Source organism: Thiomicrorhabdus sp. zzn3, from assembly GCF_029767755.1.
GTDB lineage: Bacteria > Pseudomonadota > Gammaproteobacteria > Thiomicrospirales > Thiomicrospiraceae > Thiomicrorhabdus.
The window spans coordinates 452,804-469,330 of sequence record NZ_JARUQS010000001.1; the positions used below are offsets into that span (position 1 = coordinate 452,804).

Sequence of the window (16,527 nt, forward strand, 5' to 3'; positions counted from 1 at the left end):
TAAAGGAACCATGTCACAGTTAACAGTTGAAAAAATTGGTGGCACGTCAATGAGTGACTACCAAGCGGTAAGAGACAATATTATTCTTTACCCGGAAAATCCCTATCAACGCATTTTTGTCGTCTCGGCTTACGGCGGCATTACCGATGATCTTTTAGAGCATAAAAAAACCGGACAGCCAGGCGTGTATGGCCTGTTCGCCAATGACGATGTCGAAGACGATTGGCGCATTGCGCTGGATCGACTCAGTCTGAAAATGAATAAAATCAACGCGCGACTGTTTGCCGATGAACGCCTGCGCAGCATGGCCAATGATTTTATTGACGAACGCATCGCCGAAACCAAGCAGCTGCTCAATCACCTGCAAGATTTGTGCAGTCACGGCCATTTTTCACTGGAACAGCACCTGTTGACCGTCCGTGAACTGCTTGCTTCCATTGGCGAAGCGCACAGTGCCTGGAACCTGGCTCACCTGCTGCAAACCGAGGGGGTGAACGCACGCTTTGTCGACCTTTCCGGTTGGCAGTCTAATGAGACTTTGCCGCTCGATGAGATGATTCAGAAGCATCTGACGCACATCGATTTTTCACAAGAATTGCCGATTGTCACCGGTTATGCGCACTGTCGCGAAAACCTGATGCACACCTTTGACCGAGGGTACAGTGAGATGACGTTCAGTCGCATCGCTGTGTTGACACAGGCGCATGAGGCGGTCATCCATAAGGAGTATCACCTGAGCAGCGCTGACCCTCGTCTGGTAGGCGAGGAGTGTGTGGTGCCGATTGGAAAAACCAACTACGATATTGCCGATCAGCTGGCGAATTTGGGGATGGAGGCGATTCATCCCAAGGCGGCGAAAGGGTTGCGTCAGGCACAAATTCCTTTACGCATCAAAAACACGTTTGAACCAGAGCATCACGGCACGCTGATCACCGACGATTACGTTTCTGAATCGCCACAAGTTGAGATCATTGCCGGCATGAAAAACCTCATCGCCGTTGAGGTGTTCGATCAGGAGATGTTGGGGCAGCAGGCGGATTATGAGCGTGAGCTGCTGAATATTCTGCAGCGTTTGCGCTGTCAGGTGGTCACTAAGGATTTTAACGCCAATACCATTACCCTGTATGTGAATGCCAGCTTGAAAAAAGTGAAGCAGCTGACCGGGCAGATCGAAACCGCCTTGCCATGCGCAGCCGTTTCAACCAGTAAAGTGTGCCTGGTCTCGGCGATGGGAAGCGATATGGCCATCAAAGGATTACTGTCAAAAGCCGTGCAGACGCTGTATGAACAGAACATTAACATTGAAGCGTTGCACCAGAATACACGCCAGGTTGAGATGCAGTTTTTACTCAATGAATCCGATTTTGAAACTGCAGTACAGGCTCTGCACGCGGTTTTGATTGAAGTCCACGATCACGGTACCGCGATATGCGAACATTAATTTTTACTTTGTTGCTGGCGTTGCTTCCAGCTTTTGCACAAAGCGCAGAAGAGCGTCACGACAAGCAGACACATTCTTTGGAAGAGCTCAATTCGCTTGATGAGCCGATGTACAACCCGTTTATAGAGCGCTATGTCATAGACGAACTGCGTCAGTTGCGGGTGGATATGAATGATCTGCACGTTGAGGTGACCAAAGAGGTGACCAATCGGGAGTTGGAAGCAACGACCTTGGCCGTCACCTATGCGTCGGATACGGTGACCTATTTTTTCTATCTGATCGCCGGAGTCTCCTCCATTTTGGTGTTGGTGGGCTGGAATTCGATTCGAGACATTAAAGAGAAGGTGCATAGCCTGGCCGATACCAAGGTCAATCAGGTGATTACCGAGTATGAACAGCGTTTGGAACATCTCGAAGAGGAGCTGAATCGCAAATCTCGCGGGATCACCAGTGCGCAAAAACGCATCAGTCAACATCAGGATATTCACAGCCTATGGCTGAAGGCCGGCCAGGAATCGATCCTAAGTAATCGCATGGCGATTTACGATCAGATCCTGGAATTGGACCCGGAAAATACCGAAGCCTTGACCTACAAAGCGGATGTGGCTCTGGAGATGAACGAACCTCAATGGGCTTTGAATCTGTGTAATCAAGCCTTGAGGATTGATGGGGATAATAAACACGCTTTCTATCAAATGGCAGGTGCTTACGCGTTATTGTCCAAGCCCTCGGATGCGATCGAATATCTCAAAAAAGCGTTAGAAGACTCGGAAGGGTATAAGGATCAGGTCAAAAACGATCCGGTATTTGACTCGCTGCATGAGCATGAAGAATTTCAAGCACTGATTGAAATGAAAGAGTAGAGGGGCTGCCCTTGTCGCTTGGTCTAAAAAAACCGCCATAGAGCGGTTTTTTTAGACTGTATCGCTAGCTATCAGGAAAAGGGTTACCATACAAGAAGCTTATAGCCTTCTTCTTGCAATTCCATTAGCGCTGCAGCACCTACTTCTGCGTATTCGGCAAACGGACGGATGTCCGAGTGGTTCCAGTGAATCGTATTCATCGTATTGCCGCAGGCAATCCAACGTACCTTGTAGTCCTTGGCAAAGCTTTCAATGCGATCGTAAGTGAGAGGGTCTACCTCTCTTTGGGGTTCTTTCGCCAAGGCATGCAGCCCCGGACCGATTGCCACCACCGCGATTTCGACGTTGTCGCCATACTTTTTAATCATCGCTTTGATCGAGTTGAGAATCGCTGTCTGATAAGCGGCGTCCGCTTTATTCCACATATAGACGGCCTTATGTTCCGCCGGATCGCCTGGAAAGCGGTCGCTTGGTGGGTCTTGCAATTCCGGCACGGGTTTCAGTACGAAGGTCGGGTTCGTCGATTCGCCAGCCGAACTGGCTGCAAATACCGTACTGGTCATTAACAAGCTCAATGCCATGATTGCGATCTTGGTAACGGGCATAACAAAACTCCTAATATTTTAATTTCTTATGCATTATACTGAGGAATTTCGATAAGATGAGAAGGTTGGGATATAAAATCTTTTTATAAAGAGGGTTGCAATCCGTCAGGCTTTTTCACGGCTTTAATTTAGTGTTATGTTTAAGAGGTAGGGCCATGTCAATTCAGTCTCAGATTGAACAAGCGATTCAATCAAACTTTAAGATTTCTTTTTTTGATTTGAAAAACGAAAGTCATATGCATGCCGGCCCGGATACGGAATCGCATTTCAAATTGACCTTGGTATCGGAGGATTTTGACGGCGTTACCAAGGTGAAGCGTCAGCAAGCGGTCTATCGTGCTTTAAAAGAGATTATGCCGAAGTTTCATGCCTTGGCATTACATACCTATACGCCACAAGAGTGGGGAGAACTTCAACAGGTTCCGGCGTCTCCTCGCTGTAGCGGCGGACACTAAAAGCCTAAAGCAGGTTTTATGCGCTCTGTTCCGCTTCCGAATCCGCTTCCTCATCCGCAACCAATTCCGGATGTTGTAAGTGCCAGATTTTGGTGAATTTTTCCAGTTTTAACTGAGTTTGCAGTAAAGCGACGGCTTGAATGTACTGATCGATATACATATAGCGGCCTTTACGCAGCGATTGCCAGAGATGACGATATTTCTCCGGCAAAAAGTCTTTAAAGTGCGGCACCAGGCCAAATTCACCTTCGGTGGCGGCAATGCGTTGAATGACCACATTGCGTGCCTGAAGACGAAACTGCTGATCGTATTGGTCCAGCAGGCGGGCGATAAAATAGAGCAGGCCTGCTGAGATGAGAAAGCTGGCAATCAGGGCATTAAACAGAAAGGCGCCGAGCAAAGTAAACAGAACCAATAGGATGGCGCTCACCGGGATAGTCAGGATCGAAATCCACTGTTTGTTGCCCTTAAGCTGATTGGTGGTTTCAATCACATCAAACTGTGCTAAATCGACCGATTTTAAACGGTTAAACATCTCTTCCGCACTAGGAACCGTCGGTTCCTGCTGAAGGTTTTCCGCTTCTTCGATCGGCGCTTGTTGTGCTGCATCCATAGACGGGTTAGCTCTCTGTTATTTTAAGCATACGGGTCGGTTTGGTTTCGACCGCATCATGCCGTGGGTGAACTATTTTTTCTTCTTTTTAGGTTTGCTGTGCTGCTTGCAGGCAAGTGTATGCCGCTTGCGGGTTTCCAAGCAATAAGCCGTTAGTTTACCGCCCCATAAACAGCCGGTATCCGTTGCATGAACCTGGTAGGCGTCGATTTCACCCAAGGTAGACCAATGCCCAAAAAAGATTTCATGGGTTTTGTTTTTACGGTTGTCGAAGACAAACCATGGTTGATATGGCGTATCGTGCTGACCGGGTGCGGATTTGAGTTTAAACTCTAATTCGCCATCGGCATCGCAGTAACGCATGCGTGCAAACGCATTTACAATATAACGAATTCGTTCCCAGCCGCCAAGCGTATCGTTCCAACGATTAGGTTCGCTGCCAAACAGGTGTTCGGTCACGAAAGTCTGCCAGTCTTCGGCTTGAAGATGTGCCTCGACTTCTTTTGCATGGCTCTGAGCTTCAGAAATGGTCCATTGCGGTGGAATGCCGGCATGAACCATCACCGCTTCATAAACCGGGTGGCTGACCATCAGTGGCTGATGACGCAGCCAGTCAATCAATTCGGGGGCGTCGTGTGCTTCAAAAATCGGGTCCAGAGTATCCGATTTGGACTGAAAACGTTTCAGGCCGGAATAGGCGGCCAACAAGTGAAAATCGTGATTGCCCAGAACCATCTGCGCCTGGCCTTGCTGTTGCAGTTGTTTGACAAAACGCAGGCACTCTAGAGACTTGGGGCCACGATTGACAATATCGCCGACAAACCACAAGTGATCGGTTTCCGGACGGTAGTCGATCTGTTGCAACAGGGCTTGCAGTTCGTCGAAACAGCCTTGGAGGTCGCCGATCACATAAGTGGCCATAATGGGGTTATTCCTGTGTATTGTCCGGGTTAGAGGTTTTGAGTTGGGTAAAATAATTACTCAGTTGCACAAATTGTGCCACACTCAGGCTTTCCGCGCGGGCACCAGGGTCAACATCGCAGGCTTCTATCTGCTCGCTGTTCAGCCAGCCTTTCAGGGTATTGCGCAATGTTTTGCGTTTTTGACTGAACGCCTGTTTGACCAGGTCGGCAAAATCGCTCTCATTTTCGGCGACAAAAGGCTTTTGCGCGTAGGGTACCAAACGAACAATGGCCGAGTCGACCTTGGGCGGCGGGGTGAAGTTTTCCGGCCCGACGGTAAACAGGTACTCGGTCTGGCAGGCGTATTGCATCATGACGCTCAAACGGCCAAAGGTTTTGCTGCCCGGTTCGGCGCAGATACGGTCCACCACCTCTTTTTGCAGCATAAAATGCATGTCACGAATATGCGGGGCGTAGTTAAGCAGATGGAATAGCAGTGGACTGGAAATATTGTAGGGCAAATTGCCGACCACGCGAACCATTTCACGGTCGTGTTCCAAGAGCGTGGCGTAGTCCAGGCTCAAGGCATCGGTATGGTGCAGATGAAACGCCGGGTTGGTTCCAAAACGTCGGGTTAGGGGAGCGATCAGATCGGTATCGATTTCAATGATGTCCATCTTGCGGACAACCTGCAACAGCGGTTCGGTCAAAGCCGCTTCCCCCGGACCGATTTCAATCAGGTGGTCGTCGCTTTGCGGACGAATTGCGGCGACAATCTGATCAATAATGCGCGGATTGTTGAGAAAGTTCTGCCCGAACTGTTTTTTATGTTTGTGTCCGCTTCCTTTTGGAGAACGTTTTTTTTGCATGGCCATAGTTGTCTGATCGGCTTGGTTATTTTTAGTTAGAAGAGGTCGGCGTTGCATGGATCATCTGCAAGGCGACCTCGATGGCATAACGGAAACTGCCGGTATCCGCTTTTCCGGTTCCGGCCAGCTCCAGCGCGGTACCGTGATCGACCGAGGTGCGCACGAACGGCAAGCCGAGGGTGACGTTAACCGCCTTGCCGAATCCCATGTGTTTGAGCACCGGCAGTCCTTGGTCATGGTACATGGCGACTACCGCATCCGCCTGCTCCAGATATTTCGGGGTAAACAGGGTGTCCGCTGGCAGTGGTCCGTAAAGTGCCATCTGCGCCCTTAAGGTTTCCAGAACCGGTTCGATGATTTCAATCTCTTCACGCCCCATATGACCGTTTTCACCGGCGTGCGGGTTCAGTCCGGCGACGAGCATTTTGGGATCCGCAATGCCAAACTGCTCCACCAAGGCGCGGTGAGTAATGGTGAGGATTTCGGTCAGCAGGGGCTGAGTGATGGCTTTAGGGACATCCGCCAAGGGCAGGTGGGTGGTGGCCAGCGCCACACGTAAGCCGGGGGTGGCGAGCATCATTACCACTCGATCGGTATTGCTCTCTTCAGCCAGAAGTTCGGTGTGGCCGCTGAAAGGCAATCCGGCTTCGTTAATGACGCCTTTATGCACCGGGCCGGTGACCATGCCGGCAAATTCGCCACTCAAACAGCCGTGAATGGCGCGTTTCAGCATGGCAATCACACTCATGGCATTGGCCGGGTTCAGTTTGCCGGGTATCACCGTTTCGGCAACTGGAACGGACTCCAGGATCATCTCGCCGGCACGACTTGGTTGAGGGGAGGCTTCGGCATCGTAGGATTTGAAGTCGATGTCAACATTCAGCTGACGAGCCCGTTCGGCGATTACCTTATGATCGCCAAGAATCACCAGCTCCACTGGCCAATCCGATTGAGCCAGTTGCAAAACCAGGTCAGGGCCGATACCGGCCGGTTCGCCAGAGGTGATTACCAAACGCTGTGTCATAGAGTCATGTTCCTAAAAGCGCGCAGGCCTGCTGAGAGTGAAGGTGAGCAGGCCTGGCCAAAGTGTGAAAAGCGCGGCTGATCGCCGGGCTTTATTTACAGTCGAATATCAATAAAGGCTTCATCTTTTAAGCGGCGCAGCCAGATTTCAAAGGTTTCGTTGGCTTTGCGCATGCGGATCGCTTGAATCGCTTGTTGGCGCTCATTTTCTTCGTCGGCATTGACTTGACGGATGCCTTCAACAAAGAACAGCACCCAGCCATTGTCCACTGCCACGGGGGGAGCCATCTGTTCAGGCGCTAATTGTCCTATGTCACGCTGCAGGGCCGGGGTCATCTCTTGTGCCGTTTTCCAACCTAAATCCATATTGGCATTCAGGTCGGCAGGCAGGTCGGAATAGCGTTCTTTTAACTTGTTGAACTCCTCTACGGAGTTGATTTCGCGTACCAGTTGTAGGATTTCCAATGGCACTTGATCATGTTCCGCTTGATCGCTCAAAATCATAAAGCGGTGAAGATGGTACTGAGTAATGGTTTTCTGGCTGCTGTCGCGCGTTTCCACCAGTTTAATCAGATGGAAGCCGCTTGGGCTGCTGATGACGTCACTGGTCTGGCCGTCTTCGAGACCATCCAGGGCGTCGGTAAAGAAGGTCGGTATTTGATCGCGCTTGAGCCACCCGAGATCACCGCCGCTTAACGCTTTGCTGCCTTTGGAATAACGCACCGCGAGCTGGCTGAAGGATTCGCCCTGGTTAAGACGTTGCGCAATGTCGTCAATTTGGTTGCGCGCTTGCAGGCGCTGCGCTTCGGTGGCCGATTCCGGAAGGGTAATCAGAATATGCCGCAAATGGTATTCGGTTGAACGGGTGTCTAATTTGCTGCGTTGCAGGTAGTTGTCGATCTCTTCCTGGGTCACCAGAGTGCGGCTGATGATCTCTTTGTCACGCAGTTTTTGAATCAGGATTTGCTGTTGCAGCTTGTCGCGAAATTGCGAGAAGCCGTTGGGGGCTTGGGCATTCAGGCGATCGCGCAATTGCAAAATCGACAACTGGTTCTGATTGGCGATTTTGAGCAGCTGTTCGTTGACCTCTTCATCCGCAACCGACAGTCCGAGTTCTTTGGCGCGCTGCTTCTGCAGAATTTCCAGAATCATATTGTCCAAGACCTTGGCTTGCAGCTCTTGCAGACTGTTGATAGGAATCTGCTTGGCCATCAGTTCCTGGGCGGTTTCCTGAGTACGTTGTTGAAGCTGGCTTTGCAGCACGATCTGATCATTGACGACGGCGACCACTTTATCCAACAGGCGATCTGCGTGTGCCGCAGGGCTTAAGGCCATAAAAACCGCTAACAGCGAAAAAAGTGTAAAGTTGAAAAGCTGTGAGGAACGTTTTGTCATTCTATAGACCTGTCGTCAATTTAAAGGTGGATCGATTTAAAAATTGAGCCGTCGGCTGAGGGTATCTTTGAAGGTTCGGCCGCTGGTACTCAAGCCCTTAAGTTCAATCATAAACTGAAAGCTGTAATTATACAGACCATTTTCCAGTTGTGTCTCTTCTACGGAAAATTCTCCGGCCCAGCAGCAATCATCGTAACGCAGCGCATATTGCACTTCGTTGCGGATTTCCTGGGTAAAGTCGTAATTCCAGTAAGCCCCGCCTTGCCACTTGTTGGCAATTTCAAAGGTGGCACCTAATCCGAGGGTGGCCTGTTCGGTCGGTAAATTATTGTCGGTGAGGGTGTAGTTCACCAGAACCTTATCGGTATCGGAGAGATCCCAGCGTAGGCGGCTGTTACTGTTCACCAGATCGGTGTCTTCTTGGGAGAACTGGCTGGTTGAATAGAAATAGAGAGCCTGAGCGGTCACGCCGAGTTTGACGAAATAATCCGATTGTTCCGCGGTTTCCAGAGTGTTGCCGCTTAAGCTTACTTGACGGTCATCCAGATAAAAAATCTGCCCGATGCCCGCTTCAAGCAGCGGGGTGCCGTTTTGGTTGAGGATTTTGCTGGTCAAAGCGGCGGAAACCTGAGTGGTATCGCCGATGCGGTCATAACCGGAAAAGCGGTTCAAAGCAAACAGATTGGAAAAGTGCAGACTTTTGTTGGTGGTGTCAAACAGCGGCACGTCAGACTGGTCTACATAGGGAACATGCAGATATTGCAGCTCCGGCTCCAGGGTTTGAATCAACGGCACGCCGGAAAAGTCAAAGTCGCGTTCAAAGACCAAGCCGCCACGCAGTGCATATTGCATGACGGTGTGTTCAATATCCAGCTCATCGCCGCTGTAATTGCCGTTGTCGTGAATGGAATAGCGCAGGTGGTTAGCGGTCACGCTGGCCTGCAGGTTGCCCCAAGGTTGGTACATCCCGTAGCGAATTTCCGGCACCAGGCGTGCGCGCAGAGCTTCCGGTTTGTTATGCGAGCTTAGCGGAACATCAAATTCGGTCGCTTCGCTGAGAACCGACCACTGGAAATCGCCGAACTCATTCTGATAGCGCGCGCCCACTTCCGGGCGCTTTTCATAGTTGACCGGCGCGTCTCTCAAACGCAAGTAGCTGTACAGCTGCGTATAGGCCTGCCAATGGGCATCGCGATAATTTAATGTCACATAACGCGGGGTGGAGGTCACGGTTTTCAGCGCGTTTTCCACCGGGATGTCGGAGAAGAAATTTTCGTCAGACGTTTCATGCCATAAAATCTGGCTGGTCAGCCCCGGAGCCCATTGCTGACTGGCGAGTAGTTTGCCGCGCCAGCGTTGTTCGATGGGTTCGCCGTAGACCACATCGTCGCCCAGCAGATAGGCCAGACCCTCGCTGGCGGTCTGCTGATCATTCAAGAAGGTGGCGGTAAACTCCGCTTGATGACGAACCGAACCGCTTTTGGCCAGATAGCGGAATTCGTTTTCCAATATCGGCCCGCGGTTTTCCATATACATCAGCGTCAAGGTGTCGTCGTAATTGGGTGCCAAATTGAAGTAGTACGGCAGCTTGACGTAAAAACTGGAACGGTCTTCGGTAATCGCTTTATAACCGCCAAATTCGGGAAACAGCAATCCGCTGGCGCGATCATCCAAGGGGTAGTCGAAATAGGGGGTGTAGAAAATCGGCACATCATGGAACAGCAGCGTGGTGTGTTTGCCGATCACTCGGCGGTTGTGGTTGTTGATCTCCAAGTCGTCAAACTTCAGCTGCCAGGCCACCTGTTCCTGGTTTTCCGAAGCCAGGGTGCCGTCCTGCAACCGGTTTTGAATCGGGCAGGTGGTGAGGGTGGCCTGGTGCAGATGCGCCACCTCTTTTTGCTGATTCAGGTCAATGGTTTTGGCGTGACCGTGAGTGCGGCTCGGTATAAGCTGGTAGCGGGTGTGTTGCAGTTTTGCGGTTTGCTGTTGATTGTCCAGCTTCGCGTGCTGTGCGGTGAGCAGCAGGTCGTTGCGGTGCAATTCCACCTGACCGCTGGCCTGCGCCTGCTGAGTGTCTCTGCGGTAGCGAATTTCGTCGGCCAGCAACACGGAACCCGGGTGATGCACTTCGGCTGAACCGGTCAGACGAAATTCGTTCTGGTCGGGTTGAGTCAAACGGTCGGCTTCCATTTGGGTAGCTTGGGGAGTGGTTTGGTCTGTTTGCTCTGCGGGCACCTCGATCGGCTGGGCAATCCATTGCGGCAGACACTCCGCCGCACGTTGTTCTGCTACGGGCAACAGGGGTTGCGTTTGTGCCAAGGTCGGCTGACTCAATAGCGCTACGCTTGCACTCAGCGTGATGACCTTGCAATTTGAACAGGCCTGGTGGCTTTGAAAAAGTCTGTAAAAGCGTACAATCCGGTTTGACATCAAGCAGAGAATCATTAATTATTCGTGAATTGTCTTATTTTAACCGAGTATTTTCTTTATGAATGAAAGATTTCAATGGATGTTGGACTGGTTGGATGCCTTGCCTATTTTGCAAGGGCGTGCAGTCAGCCAGCCGGTTTCCGCGTCCAGCGATGCCAGCTTCCGCCGTTATTTCCGCATTGAGGTAAACGGTCCGCAAGAAAAGGATCTTGCCAGCTACATTATTATGGATGCGCCGCCCGAACATGAGGATTGCGAACCCTTTATCCATGTTTCCGCTCAAATGGCGAAGTTGGGGCTGAACGTCCCCAAGGTGTTAGCGCAAAATCTACAGCAGGGGTTCTTACTGTTGACGGATTTGGGCAGCACCACCTACCTTTCGGTTTTGAATTCGGCCGATGAAAGCGAGGTGGATCGCTTGTATTGCGACGCTTTGAACGCCTTGGTGATCTTGCAGGAAAAGGGCGCGCAGGCCGCCCCGGAGTTGCCAGCGTATGATGAGACCTTGCTGAATAACGAGATGAACCTGTTCAGCGATTGGCTGCTCGGCACGCATCTGGAAATGCCTTTGAGTGTGCACCAGCAAATGGACTGGCAGCAGATTAAAACCCTGTTGACGCAGTCGGCACTGGCGCAGCCTAAAACCTATGTGCATCGCGATTACCACAGCCGCAACCTGATGGTGACAAGTCAGGGCAATCCTGGCATTTTGGATTTTCAGGACGCGGTCTATGGCCCGTTAACTTACGATGCAGTGTCGTTGCTGCGCGATTGTTATATCGCCTGGCCAAGCGATCAGGTGCGCGAGTGGCAGCGTTATTATTTTCTCAAATTGTGTGAGGTCAATCTGCTCAAGCGGGATGAATGGCACGGCTTCTTAAAGGCGATGGATTTTATGGGGATTCAGCGTCATCTGAAAGCGTCGGGCATCTTTGCACGCCTCTATCACCGTGACGGCAAGGACGGCTATTTGAACGACATTCCGCAAACCCTACAATATATCGTCGATGTCGGGCGCGACTATCCGGAAATGAAATGGCTGGTTGAGTGGGTGGAAAACCGCATGTTGCCGCATACACTTCTGCAAAAAGCCGGGTAATGCCATGACGCAAGCTTCACGACCTGTCAAAGCGATGATTCTCGCCGCCGGACGCGGCAACCGTCTGCGGCCGCTGACCGATTCGATTCCCAAGCCGTTGGTGCCGCTGTGCGGCAAACCGCTGATTGAGTATCACATCGAAAAACTGGCCGCCGCCGGCGTGCAGGAGATTGTCATCAATCACGCCTGGTTGGGTGAACAGATCGAGCAAACTTTGGGCAACGGTAAGCACTGGGGGATTAAAATTCATTATTCGCCGGAACCGGAAGGCGGCCTGGAGACCGCCGGCGGGATTATCAACGCCTTGCCACTATTGGGCAAGGAACCGTTTCTGGTAATCAACGGCGACGTCTTTTGTGAATTCGATTTTGCCGAATTGATTGCCCAGGCCTGTTCACTTTCACAAAACACTTTGGCGCATCTGGTTCTGGTGCCCAGCCCCGAGTTCAATGCCAAGGGGGATTTCGGCTTGAGTCAAGCAGACTCAACAGGCCGAGTAGCAAGCCAAGGGCAATATACCTTTGCCGGTCTCAGTGTGATTCATCCAGACCTATTCAAAAACATGGCCGTCGATTTCATCAAACTCGCGCCGATTCTGCGTGAGGCGATGGACGCCAACCGGGTTAGCGGCCAACTCTACCAAGGACTCTGGTCTGACATCGGCACCTTGGAACGTTTGCAGGAGATGGAGCAAACGCTTTGCCAATGAGCAGGCCTGTTTAAATCCAATTAATCATGCGCATTAACCGATATCTCAGTCAGGCCGGTCTGTGTTCCAAGCGTGAAGCCGATCGCTGGATCGAACAGGGGCGGGTGCGAGTAAACGGCGAACCGGCCAGTTTGGGAATGCGACTCTCCGACAGCGATCGGGTGACGGTGGACGGCGAGCCGGCTCCCTCTTTTCCTGAGCCGGTCCACCTGCTGTATCACAAACCGGTCGGGGTAACCTGCACACACGATGAAGATGTGGAAGGCAATTTGACCGAAGCGGTGGGCTATCCGCAGAAAGTGTTTGCCGTGGGGCGTTTGGACAAGGCGTCCGAAGGCTTGCTGTTGCTGACCAATCAGGGCGAACTGTTCAATAAAATCCTGCGCGCGCAGAACGGCCACGAAAAAGAGTATCTCGTCACCGTGGATCGTCCGCTCAGTGAGGCGTTTCTGGAGCAGATGCGCAGCGGAGTGGAGGTCTTGAATACCGTTACCTTGCCCTGTAAGGTGGAGAGGTTGGATAGTCACCGTTTTAAAATCATCCTCAAACAAGGTTTGAACCGCCAGATTCGGCGCATGTGCAAAGCCTTGGGTTACCGGGTAATGCGTTTGCAACGACTGCGGATCATGAATCTGCACCTGGATGATCTGCCGAGTGGTCAGTGGCGGCCGCTTTCTTCGCATCAACAAGCGACTTTATTGGCGCAGTTGGCCGACTCTGAATCGTAGAAATGCGCTTAAATGGCTTTCAATATAAGCAAAGGCTTAATCTCAGATAAGTTTCGATGCGCTTTTGCAGCGACTCTGCGGTTTTGTTCTAAAATGAAATTAAAGGAAATGCACTTTCATTACTCAAAGAAGAGGACAAACCTATGAGCCATAAACATAAAGCCATTATTGAAAAGATTTTTGCGCATCCAATTGCGACCAATATTGACTGGAAAAAACTGGAGCATGCGTTGGAGCACTTTGGTGCCGAAATCGAAATCTCCAATTCCAACCGTGCCAAGATCGTGCTGAACGGTCAGGAATTGAGCATCAGTTTGCCGCATCATGGTCATGAAATTGCGGATAAAACTGAAGTCACCCAGCTGCGACACTTTTTAGAAGCGGCGGGAATTACTCCGGATGCAGTGTGATAATTTCATCTGAATAAGAAAACAGCAAAATAGACAGGCCTGGTAGGAGTGATTCCTACCAGGCCTGTTTGTTTTCGGATGGCGTTACCGATTTGGAGAGTATAAAGGCAATATGTTTTTGAATATCGTGATCGTCAAGAGCACGGAAACCAGTCCAACGACTGAAAACTCCAATGCCCAAATTGCGCCAAACTGTTCCCATATTTGCCCGATAATCAGGCTGCCAACTGCCGTCGCCAGCGCGGTTCCCAAATAAAAAATGCCATAAGCACGCCCTTTTTTATGTTCGGTCTGCCCGATGCGGCTGCGCATGGCATTCAAACCGGTCACCATAAACACTCCCTGAAAAACAAATGCCAACACCAGGCTGACCGGGCTTTGCATTAACAGCAGGCCTGCTGAGATCACCCCCGCCCAAAGACTTGTCTGCATTAAAAAACGTGCGCCATTGAACTGGCCGGTAGCATCTACACGTTTACCCGCCCGGTAGCTGATAAGGGTTTGAGTAAGGGCCGAGCTGACCATTAACAGCGGCAGCCATTGTGTGGCAATGCCGATCTCACTGCCTCTAATCACCATAAAGGCATCGCTTAACATAAAGAATACGGCCAAAAAGTAGATTGTAAACCAGCCCCATAATGAGCTGTCCATCTGACCTGAGGTCGTTTCTGGTGCAAGGGGTTTAGGCTGTTTTTGAATCAGGTCTTTGACCCAAAAAATCAGGATAAACAAGCCTAGCAGACCCGGCAGCAGGCTGAGCTCAAAAATGATTCTGATCCAGTGTTCTGATTGCCCCAGCCAAGTTAACAGTAAAAAGGCCAGAATGCCGCCGAGCATTTCTCCGGCAATGTCGAGGGTTTTATGCACGCCAAAGGCGCGCCCCTGTTGTTGTGGTTGCGCCGAAGCAGAAATAAGCACATCTTTGGGTGCGCTGCGGATCGCTTTACCCAACCGTTCGGTTGCACTGATGGCCGCCACGCTTCCCCAGTTTTCGGCCAAAGAGAAAAGCGGTTTCATAATGGTGGACAGGGCGTAACCGATCAGCAGCAGCGGTTTGGTTACCTGCAGGGTGTCGCTCAGCCAGCCTCCAAACCAGCGGAACAGATAAGACACCAGAGTGGTAATGGCGATGACATAACCGAGTTTGTCGACCCCCTGATGAAGTACGAGTACCACATAGATCGGGATGAGCGGTTTGATCATCGCGGTGGCCAGGTCGGTAAAAAAACTGACCCAGCCCAGTGCCCAGATATTTTTGGAAATGGTGGACATAACGGATGTCGACCTGGCGGCTCTCAGAGAGCGTTGGTGTTTCTATGCCTGTTTGCGGTTGACCCACCAGGCAAAGGCGGCACCGCTGACGAACATCAACAGAGAATAGGTCACGGCTGGAATCATCATAGCACTGTTTCCGATTAAAGTGCCGGCAACGACCAATGCCAGGGTACCGTTTTGAATCCCCACTTCAAATCCAATTGAAACCGCTTGCGGATGATTCAGCTTCGCCCACTTGGCGATCTGATAACCCAATAATAGAACGCTGGCATTGAGCAGCAGGGTCGCGATTCCCGCCTGGGCAAAGAAGCTGGCCATGTTGTTGGCATTTTTCAAGACGATAAGAGCAATAATCAGCAGCAAAAAGAGCACCGCAAACCATTTGAGAATCTGTTCAATCTTGGTTGCGGCATTTGGCCAGCGTGAAAGAACCAACATGCCCAATGCCACCGGAATGACGGTGATGACTAAAAGTTGCACAATGGTTTGGACGATCGGCAAGCTGAACTCGGTGCTGTTGCCCATGAAATAGGTCATGGACAGGGCGGAGATGATCGGAATGGTGAAGGGAGTGATCAGGCTGACCAGGGCGGTCAGGCTGATGGAGAGCGACACATCGCCTTTCGCCAGATAGGTGAACATATTGGAGGTGGCGCCACCGGGTGCCAAGGCGATAATCATCAATCCCACAGCGACTTCCTCCGGTAGCTGTAATATGACCGCAATGGCAAATGCGATCAGCGGCAACAGAATCATTTGCCCGAGCAGACCGATTGAAACGGCTTTGGGGGCACGCACGACCGCTTTGAAATCCGCCACTTTTAAAGAGAGCCCCATGCCAAACATAATCAGAAACAGGGCGGCGGGCAGAATGACTTTGGTTAGAATATCGGGGGACATGGTGGCTCCGTGGTTGGTTATCAATCAGTCACGGATTTTAGCCTAAAGCGTTCTGCCGGCCTATTAAAAAGCCTTATTCGCCAACAAGTCGGAATAAGGCTTACAGAGCGATATCGGAAACGTTCGGGTTAAAAAGCATCCGCACCGGCGACCGTTAATCCCACTGAGGTCCAGTCCTGCATGCCGCCTCGATAGTATTTGATTTTTTCTGGCGGATACCCCAGTTTAAGCAGAGAGTAGGGGGCGTATTTGACTGCATAAGGCGTCATGGCGCAGAAATGGCCGTTTGAGTAGGCAATGACGGTTTTGGCGTCGTTGAAGTTCAGTTCACCGGAATCGGTGGTGGTGACATTCAGTTTGCGCTCCAGCACTTCGATGGCGGCGAATTCGTTTTTAAAGAGCCGTGGCGGAATATTGATGGCGCCGGGAATATGTAAACGTTCATAAGGCAGAAAAGGGCGCGTATCCACCAGAACAATGGAGTCATCGGTTTGCATTTTCCGCATCCATGCAAGCACTTCCAGTTCTCCCAGCGTCTCTACGCTCGGGGCGAGTTGTATAGGCTGCAGAAATCCTACCGTGGTATTGGTAAACAGTGGCGTCAAGGTCACATTGGGGTCTTGATTGCGCTGAATCAGCCAAGATTGCCCCTGCAATTGCAGCGACACCTCTCGAACATCGTGAGTGATGAGCACTTCGCCTGGTTTTGGTGTTTCAACGGTCGGATCTGTGGGGTCAGGATAGGCGCGCGGGGTCAGTACCAGCCCACAGAACACAGTCATCAGAATCGCTTGTAAAGCCGTCATGACA

General features: G+C 51.2%; 17 protein-coding genes. 7 read left to right on the forward strand and 10 right to left on the reverse strand.

Features of this window, described 5'->3' with window-relative positions; all coding sequences use genetic code 11:
• Window positions 1–10 precede the first annotated feature (10 nt).
• Both QCB44_RS02015 and QCB44_RS02020 read left to right on the forward strand, forming a co-directional pair.
• Window positions 11–1,441 (forward strand): aspartate kinase, encoded by a 1,431-nt coding sequence (locus QCB44_RS02015; RefSeq protein ID WP_279407661.1) that lies wholly within the window; start codon window positions 11–13, stop codon window positions 1,439–1,441.
• On the forward strand, window positions 1,429–2,304 hold the full coding sequence (locus tag QCB44_RS02020; protein ID WP_279407662.1) for a hypothetical protein: 876 nt from the start codon (window positions 1,429–1,431) through the stop codon (window positions 2,302–2,304). The genes QCB44_RS02015 and QCB44_RS02020 overlap by 13 nt, the downstream gene beginning before the upstream one ends.
• Before the next feature lie 83 nt (window positions 2,305–2,387).
• On the opposite strand, the gene QCB44_RS02025 is transcribed toward QCB44_RS02020, so the two are convergent.
• Window positions 2,388–2,909: a DsrE family protein gene (locus QCB44_RS02025; RefSeq protein WP_279407663.1), complete on the reverse strand. Its 522-nt coding sequence runs from the start codon at window positions 2,907–2,909 to the stop codon at window positions 2,388–2,390.
• A 155-nt stretch (window positions 2,910–3,064) separates the two neighbouring features.
• Here QCB44_RS02025 and QCB44_RS02030 point away from each other — a divergent pair, with 155 nt between their 5' ends.
• The gene (locus QCB44_RS02030) at window positions 3,065–3,364 is read left to right on the forward strand and encodes a BolA family transcriptional regulator (RefSeq protein ID WP_279407664.1); all 300 of its coding nucleotides are present in this window, start codon (window positions 3,065–3,067) and stop codon (window positions 3,362–3,364) included.
• A 16-nt stretch (window positions 3,365–3,380) separates the two neighbouring features.
• Here the strand turns inward: QCB44_RS02030 and QCB44_RS02035 are convergent, their stop codons facing one another.
• The 6 genes from QCB44_RS02035 to lptD all read right to left on the reverse strand — a co-directional run bounded on the left by QCB44_RS02035 (window position 3,381) and on the right by lptD (window position 10,596).
• Window positions 3,381–3,977 (reverse strand): hypothetical protein, encoded by a 597-nt coding sequence (locus tag QCB44_RS02035; protein ID WP_279407665.1) that lies wholly within the window; start codon window positions 3,975–3,977, stop codon window positions 3,381–3,383.
• 72 nt (window positions 3,978–4,049) lie between these two features.
• Window positions 4,050–4,898, reverse strand: a complete 849-nt coding sequence (locus QCB44_RS02040) for a symmetrical bis(5'-nucleosyl)-tetraphosphatase (protein ID WP_279407666.1) — start codon at window positions 4,896–4,898, stop codon at window positions 4,050–4,052.
• 7 nt (window positions 4,899–4,905) lie between these two features.
• The gene (gene rsmA / locus QCB44_RS02045; protein ID WP_279409174.1) at window positions 4,906–5,748 is read right to left on the reverse strand and encodes a 16S rRNA (adenine(1518)-N(6)/adenine(1519)-N(6))-dimethyltransferase RsmA; all 843 of its coding nucleotides are present in this window, start codon (window positions 5,746–5,748) and stop codon (window positions 4,906–4,908) included.
• A gap of 31 nt (window positions 5,749–5,779) precedes the next feature.
• On the reverse strand, window positions 5,780–6,772 hold the full coding sequence (gene pdxA, locus QCB44_RS02050; RefSeq protein WP_279407667.1) for a 4-hydroxythreonine-4-phosphate dehydrogenase PdxA: 993 nt from the start codon (window positions 6,770–6,772) through the stop codon (window positions 5,780–5,782).
• Between the two features lie 95 nt (window positions 6,773–6,867).
• Window positions 6,868–8,166 carry a peptidylprolyl isomerase gene (locus tag QCB44_RS02055; protein WP_279407668.1) on the reverse strand — a complete coding sequence of 433 codons (1,299 nt, stop codon included), beginning with the start codon at window positions 8,164–8,166 and terminating at the stop codon, window positions 6,868–6,870.
• 36 nt (window positions 8,167–8,202) lie between these two features.
• On the reverse strand, window positions 8,203–10,596 hold the full coding sequence (gene lptD, locus QCB44_RS02060) for an LPS assembly protein LptD (RefSeq protein ID WP_279407669.1): 2,394 nt from the start codon (window positions 10,594–10,596) through the stop codon (window positions 8,203–8,205).
• A 58-nt stretch (window positions 10,597–10,654) separates the two neighbouring features.
• On the opposite strand from lptD, the gene QCB44_RS02065 reads away from it, so the two are divergent.
• From QCB44_RS02065 to QCB44_RS02080, 4 genes are all read left to right on the forward strand, one after another.
• On the forward strand, window positions 10,655–11,695 hold the full coding sequence (locus tag QCB44_RS02065) for a phosphotransferase (protein ID WP_279407670.1): 1,041 nt from the start codon (window positions 10,655–10,657) through the stop codon (window positions 11,693–11,695).
• Between the two features lie 4 nt (window positions 11,696–11,699).
• Window positions 11,700–12,404 carry an N-acetylmuramate alpha-1-phosphate uridylyltransferase MurU gene (gene murU / locus QCB44_RS02070; protein ID WP_279407671.1) on the forward strand — a complete coding sequence of 235 codons (705 nt, stop codon included), beginning with the start codon at window positions 11,700–11,702 and terminating at the stop codon, window positions 12,402–12,404.
• Between the two features lie 26 nt (window positions 12,405–12,430).
• A complete protein-coding gene (locus QCB44_RS02075; RefSeq protein ID WP_279407672.1) occupies window positions 12,431–13,132 on the forward strand; it encodes a pseudouridine synthase in 702 nt (233 codons plus the stop codon).
• 143 nt (window positions 13,133–13,275) lie between these two features.
• Window positions 13,276–13,542, forward strand: a complete 267-nt coding sequence (locus tag QCB44_RS02080) for a hypothetical protein (RefSeq protein WP_279407673.1) — start codon at window positions 13,276–13,278, stop codon at window positions 13,540–13,542.
• A gap of 84 nt (window positions 13,543–13,626) precedes the next feature.
• Here QCB44_RS02080 and QCB44_RS02085 read toward each other — a convergent pair whose 3' ends face one another.
• From QCB44_RS02085 to QCB44_RS02095, 3 genes are all read right to left on the reverse strand, one after another.
• Entirely contained in the window at window positions 13,627–14,814 is a 1,188-nt protein-coding gene (locus QCB44_RS02085) for an MFS transporter (protein WP_279407674.1), read from the reverse strand.
• Window positions 14,815–14,856: 42 nt separating this feature from the next.
• A complete protein-coding gene (locus QCB44_RS02090) occupies window positions 14,857–15,717 on the reverse strand; it encodes a bile acid:sodium symporter family protein (RefSeq protein WP_279407675.1) in 861 nt (286 codons plus the stop codon).
• A gap of 128 nt (window positions 15,718–15,845) precedes the next feature.
• On the reverse strand, window positions 15,846–16,523 hold the full coding sequence (locus QCB44_RS02095) for a rhodanese-like domain-containing protein (RefSeq protein ID WP_279407676.1): 678 nt from the start codon (window positions 16,521–16,523) through the stop codon (window positions 15,846–15,848).
• Window positions 16,524–16,527: the final 4 nt, after the last annotated feature.

Coding starts and splice junctions, on each gene's coding strand:
- QCB44_RS02080 (WP_279407673.1), top strand. CDS start 13,276: ATGAGCCATAAACATAAAGCCATTATTGAAAAGATTTTTGCGCATCCA.
- QCB44_RS02095 (WP_279407676.1), bottom strand. CDS start 16,523: ATGACGGCTTTACAAGCGATTCTGATGACTGTGTTCTGTGGGCTGGTA.
- QCB44_RS02040 (WP_279407666.1), bottom strand. CDS start 4,898: ATGGCCACTTATGTGATCGGCGACCTCCAAGGCTGTTTCGACGAACTG.
- QCB44_RS02015 (WP_279407661.1), top strand. CDS start 11: ATGTCACAGTTAACAGTTGAAAAAATTGGTGGCACGTCAATGAGTGAC.
- QCB44_RS02090 (WP_279407675.1), bottom strand. CDS start 15,717: ATGTCCCCCGATATTCTAACCAAAGTCATTCTGCCCGCCGCCCTGTTT.
- QCB44_RS02065 (WP_279407670.1), top strand. CDS start 10,655: ATGAATGAAAGATTTCAATGGATGTTGGACTGGTTGGATGCCTTGCCT.
- pdxA (WP_279407667.1), bottom strand. CDS start 6,772: ATGACACAGCGTTTGGTAATCACCTCTGGCGAACCGGCCGGTATCGGC.
- QCB44_RS02055 (WP_279407668.1), bottom strand. CDS start 8,166: ATGACAAAACGTTCCTCACAGCTTTTCAACTTTACACTTTTTTCGCTG.
- QCB44_RS02025 (WP_279407663.1), bottom strand. CDS start 2,909: ATGCCCGTTACCAAGATCGCAATCATGGCATTGAGCTTGTTAATGACC.
- QCB44_RS02030 (WP_279407664.1), top strand. CDS start 3,065: ATGTCAATTCAGTCTCAGATTGAACAAGCGATTCAATCAAACTTTAAG.
- QCB44_RS02075 (WP_279407672.1), top strand. CDS start 12,431: ATGCGCATTAACCGATATCTCAGTCAGGCCGGTCTGTGTTCCAAGCGT.
- QCB44_RS02020 (WP_279407662.1), top strand. CDS start 1,429: ATGCGAACATTAATTTTTACTTTGTTGCTGGCGTTGCTTCCAGCTTTT.
- QCB44_RS02035 (WP_279407665.1), bottom strand. CDS start 3,977: ATGGATGCAGCACAACAAGCGCCGATCGAAGAAGCGGAAAACCTTCAG.
- lptD (WP_279407669.1), bottom strand. CDS start 10,596: ATGTCAAACCGGATTGTACGCTTTTACAGACTTTTTCAAAGCCACCAG.
- rsmA (WP_279409174.1), bottom strand. CDS start 5,748: ATGCAAAAAAAACGTTCTCCAAAAGGAAGCGGACACAAACATAAAAAA.
- QCB44_RS02085 (WP_279407674.1), bottom strand. CDS start 14,814: ATGTCCACCATTTCCAAAAATATCTGGGCACTGGGCTGGGTCAGTTTT.
- murU (WP_279407671.1), top strand. CDS start 11,700: ATGACGCAAGCTTCACGACCTGTCAAAGCGATGATTCTCGCCGCCGGA.